Genomic DNA, 6,000 nt, shown 5'->3' with positions numbered 1-6,000 from the left:
TCCCGGGGTTCTTTTTCCTTCGGGCCGCGCCCCCCCGGGGCCCCCCACTACCTGGCTCTGGGCGCTGCCGGCCAGCGGCCGGCACTACCTGGATCGCGACGGTACCGGTCAGCGGCCGGTACCTGCCGGCCTTGTTATGCGTCCGGGTCCGGCGTCGCCGCTGGATCCCGCACCAGATGGATATCGGTCGGCGAAGACAACGCGATCCCGGCCGCCGCAAACTTCTGCAGCACCGTGAAGTACAGCTCGCTGCGCGCGCCGTATACCGCACGCGGGCCTGACACGTAGGCAAAGCTGTTGATCGCGATCTGCCCATTGGCGATCGAGTCGATGAACACCGACGGTGCCGGGTCGCTCAGCACGCCCGGGTGATCGGTATAGGCATCCAGCAGGATCTGCCGCAATGCGGCCACGTCCGTGTTCAACGGCACCGAGAACTGGATCTGGATCCGGCCCTGCGCGTTCCCCATCGTCATGTTGCGGATGGTCTTGGTGATCAGCTCGGAGTTGGGCACGATCAAGGTGGACTTGTCGCCGACCTGGATCTCTGTCGAGCGCACGCTGATCCGCTTGATGTCGCCTTCCTGGTCGCCCAGCTTGACCCAGTCGCCGATCTTGACCGGCCGCTCGGCCAGCAGGATCAGGCCCGAGACGAAGTTCTGGGTGATCGCCTGCAGACCGAAACCGATACCGACCGACAGCGCACTGACCACCAGCGCCAGCTTTTCCAGGCCGATGCCCAGCGCGGTGACGCCCCACAGCACCGCGGCGATGATGCCGAGATAACGGGTGACGGTGCTGATCGAGTTGCGCGCACCGGCATCCAGCTCGGTCTTGGGCAGATAGGTGTCGCTCAGCCAGCGCTGGAAGGTCTGCATCACCGCCCACACCACCAGGAACACCAGCACCGCATACAGCACGCTGCCCGGCCGGAGCGTGGTCTCACCGATCTTCAGGCCGCCGGACAACGAGTCCAGCCCGCCGAGGAAAGCGTTGAGGTTGCCGAATGGCGCGGCCAGCATCAGCACGCCCAGCACGATCACCCCGACCCGCAGCACCGCCGAGAGCAGCACGCCGGCCTGCTCCACCCGCGACTCACTGAGCCCGGTGGTCAACACGATGGTCTGCCCGGCACGGCTGCTGGGCGCGAGCACCCAGGTGGCCAGGTCATCGGCAAACTTGAGCAGCAGCGAGACCGCCATGAACACCACCGCGACCCAGACCAGCTGCTGGGCCACGAACAGCGCGAAGTTGAGATACCCCAGCAGTGTGGCGATCACCGCCGCAGCCACGGCGATGTGGCCGACCAGGCGCGCCAGCACGATCCAGCCACTGCGGCGAGGCGCCCCGCGCACCTTGCCATCGCCACCGGCGCGGGGATCGGCCCGTGCTTCGGCCTCGGCGGCCTCGGCCGCCTGGCGGTTGTGCATGCGCGCCAGCGAGATCAGGATCGCGATGATCAGCCCCAGGTAGGTCAGCGCCATCAACCCATCGGCGGCCACCGTGGTCACCTCGCTGGTGCGGGCTGCATGGTCGAGGGCAGCCAGCATGATGCTCAGCCAGGTCAGGCCGGCCGCGCCCCACGCGTACTTGCGCAGCCGCAACGCCGCACTGTCATCCAGCGGCAGCAGCCGCCACGACGGGCGCTTGGGTACCAGCAGACAGGCGCTGAGCGCAGCGATGAAAGCCGCCACGAAGGTGGCCATCTCGAACGTCTCGGCCACCTGCTGCAGGCGCGGCGGGATCGCGCCGATCGCATCCAGCGACTCCACCAGCGCCACCGCCGCCAGGCCCGGCAACAGCGTGCCGACCAGCAGCAGCCACACCGCCAGGCCAGAGCGGCGCAGGCGTCCATCGGGTGCACGCTCGGAGGCGGCAAAGCGGCGCCCCAGCGCGCGCAGCCACAGCCGCAACGGGAAGAACATCACCAGTGCGACCGCCAGCCCGATCAAGGGCGCGTTCCAGCCATGCTTGGCAATGGCCTTGCGGGCCGCGTCTTCGCCCAGCCGATAAAGAATGGCCAGGCGGTGCACATCGTCCGGCACATCCTTGGCGAAGCTGCGCCACAGCGCAGGCGACAGCGGTGAGGCGACCTTGCGGCTCAGCTGTTCGCTGAACTGGGTGACCCGCATCTTCTCGATGCGCTCGCCGAGCTGCTTGGCATCCACTGAAAGCAGCTTGGCGCGGGCGATCTGCGCGGTGATGTCGGCCTTCTGCTGGTTCAGCGTCTTGCGCTGCCGGCTCACTTCCGGCGGCTCGACGGTGCCCTCGGCGACCTGGCCAAGCTGCTCAAGCCGCGCATCCACCTGCTGAAGCTGCGGGTCGAGGGCGCTCTGCAGGCCGTCGGCATCGCGCTGGACGGCCAGGGCGCGGTCGGACAGCGCCTTCAGGGTTTCAGTGGTGCCCGCATCCTCCAGCGCATCACTGGTGGCGCGCAGCGCTTTTTCGGCCTGGACCAGTTGTTTGGCCGTATCCGGGGGCGGATCCGTGGCCTGCCCGAGAGCGACCGGCGCGGCGCCAAGCCAGGCGAACAACAGCAGCCACGACAACGACCGCACCACAAACGAAGAATGACGAAGCGACACGCCAGCACCAACGGTTCGCGCGGACCACCGCGCCTGCCCGCGACTATAAACCGGGCCCCGTTCAGAACAGGTATGCGGCCCCTCAGTACTTCAGGCGGAGCTCTTCGACCTGCGGCTGCAGGCGCGCATACCAGTCCTGGAACTCTTCCTCGGTGATCTCTTCGGGCGCGTAGACCGCGATCTCGTCCCAGGCATGATCGGTCGGCAGCGGCTGCCGCGGCCCGGCGCGCAGGGTGTAGGTCACGCCTTCATGGTCGACCACATCATCGGCCGTCTCCCGTTGTTGGCGGGCAACGCCATTTTCGCTCTTGAGCAGAATCAGCTGGTACATCCGCATCTCCATCGCTGTTGAAAGAAGCGCCCGCGGCGCCCCGCCCCAGCATAGCGCCGCCCACGCGGCCGGAGCATGACGCATCGACAACGCAGCGTTCTCGACACCGCACTCGCCCCGGCTTCACCCGGCCGTGGCAGCAGCCCCGGCATCGTGGGATCGCATTCCCACCAGCCGTTGCCCATGACCACACAGCCCGACCTGAAAACCGTTCCCGACCTCAAGCTGCCGCGTTACCTGGGCACCTGGTACGAGATCGCCCGCCTGCCGATGAAGCACGAGCCGGAAGGCTGCACGGATGTCTCCGCGCATTACAGCCTGAAAGACAACGGCCATGTCGCCGTGGTCAACCGCTGCCGCATGGGCAACGAGATCGAGGAAGCCGATGGCGAAGCCTGCCCCGTGGACAACGACACCGCGCGGCTGGAGGTCAGCTTCCTGCCCAAAGGCCTGCGTTGGCTGCCCTTCACCAAGGGCGACTACTGGGTGATCCAGATCGCCCCGGATTACAGCGTCTCGCTGGTCGGCAGCCCGGACCGCAAGTTCCTCTGGCTGCTCTCGCGCACCCCCACGCTCGACCGCACCACGCAGGAGCACTACCTGGCCCAGGCGCGGCTGCAGGGCTTTGACCTGACGGAGCTGATCCAGACCCCGCACACCGGCCACCCCACCGCCTGAGGCTGCCATGGATCTGAAGAGCGGATACCCGTTCTGGGCCGTGCGCAACGGCCTGATGCATGCGTTTCCACCGCTGGAGAAAGATCTCAACTGTGAGGTGCTGGTAGTCGGCGGCGGCATCAGCGGCGCGCTGATCGCCGACGAGCTGTGCGCGCACGGGCACGATGTGGCCCTGATCGAACAACGCGACATCGGCTGGGGCAGCACGGCGGCCAGCACCGCGCTGCTGCAGTACGAGATCGACACCCATCTCATCGATCTTGCCCAACGCTATGGCGAGGACGCCGCCGTGCAGGCCTACCAGGCCTGTGCCGAGGCGATCCCGGCCATCTGCGCGGTGGCCGCGCCGTTCCGCGACGTGGATTGCCACCGCATGGCCAGCCTGTATTACGCGAGCAAGCGCGGGCATCAGGCCGTACTGGTTGAAGAATGCGCGCTGCGTGCCAGGCACGGCTTCGATGTGCGCTGGCTGGACAGCGAGGCGGTCGCAGACGAGTACGGTATCCGCGCACCGGGCGCGATCCTCAGTGCGCTCGCCGCACGCATCGACCCCTACCGGCTCACCTACCGGCTGCTGATGCGGCTGCACACGCGCGGCTGCGGCGTCTATGACCGCACCGTGCTGGATACGCTCACCCCGACCCCGCGCGGCGTCACCGCGACCACCCTGGGCGGCGCGCGCATCCGTGCCCGCCACGTGGTGCTGGCCACCGGCTATGCCGGGCAGCGCTGGTTGAAGCCCTCGGTGGCCCGCAACCGCAGCAGCTATGCCTTCATCACCGATCCGATCCACCCGGACCTGCTCGGCCCGCTGCGCGAGACGATGGCCTGGGAATCGGCACGCCCCTATCTCTACCTGCGCAGTACCGGCGACCACCGGCTGCTGATCGGTGGTGAGGACGATGCCATCGATCTCCCGGCGCGGCGCGACCGGCGGGTGGAGAGCAAGACCGGCAAGCTGCTCAAGAAGACCGCCAAACTGTTCCCGCACCTGCCGCTGCAGCCGGCCTTCTCCTGGGGCGGCACCTTCGCCGAGACCCACGATGGCCTGCCGTTCTTTGGCCCGCACCCGCAATGGGGGCCACGGGTACTGTTCGCGATGGCCTACGGCGGCAACGGGATCACCTACTCGATGATCGGCGCCGGACTGCTGCGGGCGCAGATCGAACGCCGCCGGCATCCGCTGTCCACGCTGTTCGGATTTGACCGGTTGGGCTGAGTTCCCCTTGCAACGCACGCCATGACAGGCATCATTCAAACTACGGCTGCTAGCGTCAGCGCTGTCGGCCGTCCCGCCTGTCTGCTCCGGAGCCTCTCATGATCCGCCTGCTTCCCCTGCTGCTGTGCCTGTCCCTGCCCGGTGTGGCGCTGGCCCAGTCTGCCGCAGGCGCCACCGGCCCGCAGTCCTCGACCGGGCTGGACCTGAGCATCCCGGACGCCCCCCTGCAGTACCTGAGCGATCAGTCGCTGCGCGGCGATCCGCCGGGCACGTTCTACGGTGACCGCACCGGCCGGCGTTCCACCGACCGGGCCGCCAACGGCATCGCCCACGTGACCGATGACAAGCTGCGGGTCAACGGCAGCTTCACCACCGGCATCGGCTATTCGGAGAATTACGGCAACAGCCATTACAACGCGGCCGAGCTCAATCTGAGCAAGAACTACACCACGGACGAGGGCAACACCCGCAACGTCAACGTCAACATCCGGGTGAGCGAGGGCAAGGGCCCCGGCTTCTTCGGCCCGTACGGCTACGACGGTTTCGATGGCTACGGCGGCTACGGCGGCTACGGCGGCTACGGCCGCGGCCCGGGCTATTGGGATTACCCGGCGCGCTGGTAAGCGCTGCCGCCCCCAGGCACATGCGCGGACGGCCGGGGAAACCCGGCCGTTCGTACATCCAGCGCGCGGTGGCGCGGCCGGATCAGTCCCACCAGCCATCGCGCTTGCTGGCCAGCACGCGGCCGTCGTGACCGCTCATGCGTACTTCCACGCGCTGGTTGCGGGCATTGCGCGCATCCAGGGTCCAGGTGGCGCCATCGCGCTCGAGCGAGTCGATCTGCGTCAACCCGGCCTTGCCGGCCAGCGCCAGGATCTGCCCGGCGTCCAGCACGGCGCGGCCATCGCGCGGATCGAAGATCTCGCCCTTGGTGTCATCGATGATCACTTCATCGACCGTGCCATCCTTGCGGGTCACGTCTGCTTCCCACACGCCATCGTCGTGCTCCAGCTCATGCACCTGGGTGTAGCCGGCCGCGCTCAGCTTGGCCTGGACCTGGGCAGCCGACAGGTTGGCGGCGAAGGCCGGGGTGGCGAACAGCGCAGCGGCCAGGGCGGTAGCGGCAATCATCGTCTTCATGGGAATCCTTGAGGGGGGCACCGGTCCATTCCGGCACCGCCAGTCTG

At 67.8% G+C, this 6,000-nt stretch carries 6 protein-coding genes; 3 read left to right on the top strand and 3 right to left on the bottom strand.

Translation table 11 applies throughout. The features are described from left to right. Window positions 1–134 precede the first annotated feature (134 nt). Window positions 135–2,585, bottom strand: coding sequence for a DUF3772 domain-containing protein (locus ABE483_RS11115; protein ID WP_346481707.1), 2,451 nt, complete (start codon window positions 2,583–2,585; stop codon window positions 135–137). Between the two features lie 82 nt (window positions 2,586–2,667). Continuing rightward, entirely contained in the window at window positions 2,668–2,916 is a 249-nt protein-coding gene (locus tag ABE483_RS11110) for a hypothetical protein (RefSeq protein WP_313212460.1), read from the bottom strand. Between the two features lie 183 nt (window positions 2,917–3,099). On the opposite strand from ABE483_RS11110, the gene ABE483_RS11105 reads away from it, so the two are divergent. The 3 genes from ABE483_RS11105 to ABE483_RS11095 all read left to right on the top strand — a co-directional run bounded on the left by ABE483_RS11105 (window position 3,100) and on the right by ABE483_RS11095 (window position 5,436). Continuing rightward, a complete protein-coding gene (locus ABE483_RS11105) occupies window positions 3,100–3,594 on the top strand; it encodes a lipocalin family protein (protein WP_123729936.1) in 495 nt (164 codons plus the stop codon). A gap of 7 nt (window positions 3,595–3,601) precedes the next feature. Beyond that, a complete protein-coding gene (locus ABE483_RS11100; protein WP_346464469.1) occupies window positions 3,602–4,813 on the top strand; it encodes an FAD-dependent oxidoreductase in 1,212 nt (403 codons plus the stop codon). 98 nt (window positions 4,814–4,911) lie between these two features. Continuing rightward, window positions 4,912–5,436 carry a hypothetical protein gene (locus ABE483_RS11095; protein ID WP_346481706.1) on the top strand — a complete coding sequence of 175 codons (525 nt, stop codon included), beginning with the start codon at window positions 4,912–4,914 and terminating at the stop codon, window positions 5,434–5,436. 82 nt (window positions 5,437–5,518) lie between these two features. Here the strand turns inward: ABE483_RS11095 and ABE483_RS11090 are convergent, their stop codons facing one another. Next, complete coding sequence (locus ABE483_RS11090) at window positions 5,519–5,953, bottom strand: PepSY domain-containing protein (protein WP_313219401.1); 435 nt, start codon at window positions 5,951–5,953, stop codon at window positions 5,519–5,521. Window positions 5,954–6,000: the final 47 nt, after the last annotated feature.

The organism is Stenotrophomonas sp. TWI602 (assembly GCF_039674045.1).
In the GTDB taxonomy this organism is placed as follows: domain Bacteria; phylum Pseudomonadota; class Gammaproteobacteria; order Xanthomonadales; family Xanthomonadaceae; genus Stenotrophomonas.
The sequence above is the reverse complement of the archived record's forward strand: the minus strand, read 5'-3'. Positions and strand labels throughout refer to the sequence as shown.

Excerpts from the sequence above, each read along its gene's own strand:
- ABE483_RS11110 (WP_313212460.1), bottom strand. The coding sequence starts at position 2,916 with ATGTACCAGCTGATTCTGCTCAAGAGCGAAAATGGCGTTGCCCGCCAA.
- ABE483_RS11105 (WP_123729936.1), top strand. The coding sequence starts at position 3,100 with ATGACCACACAGCCCGACCTGAAAACCGTTCCCGACCTCAAGCTGCCG.
- ABE483_RS11100 (WP_346464469.1), top strand. The coding sequence starts at position 3,602 with ATGGATCTGAAGAGCGGATACCCGTTCTGGGCCGTGCGCAACGGCCTG.
- ABE483_RS11095 (WP_346481706.1), top strand. The coding sequence starts at position 4,912 with ATGATCCGCCTGCTTCCCCTGCTGCTGTGCCTGTCCCTGCCCGGTGTG.
- ABE483_RS11090 (WP_313219401.1), bottom strand. The coding sequence starts at position 5,953 with ATGAAGACGATGATTGCCGCTACCGCCCTGGCCGCTGCGCTGTTCGCC.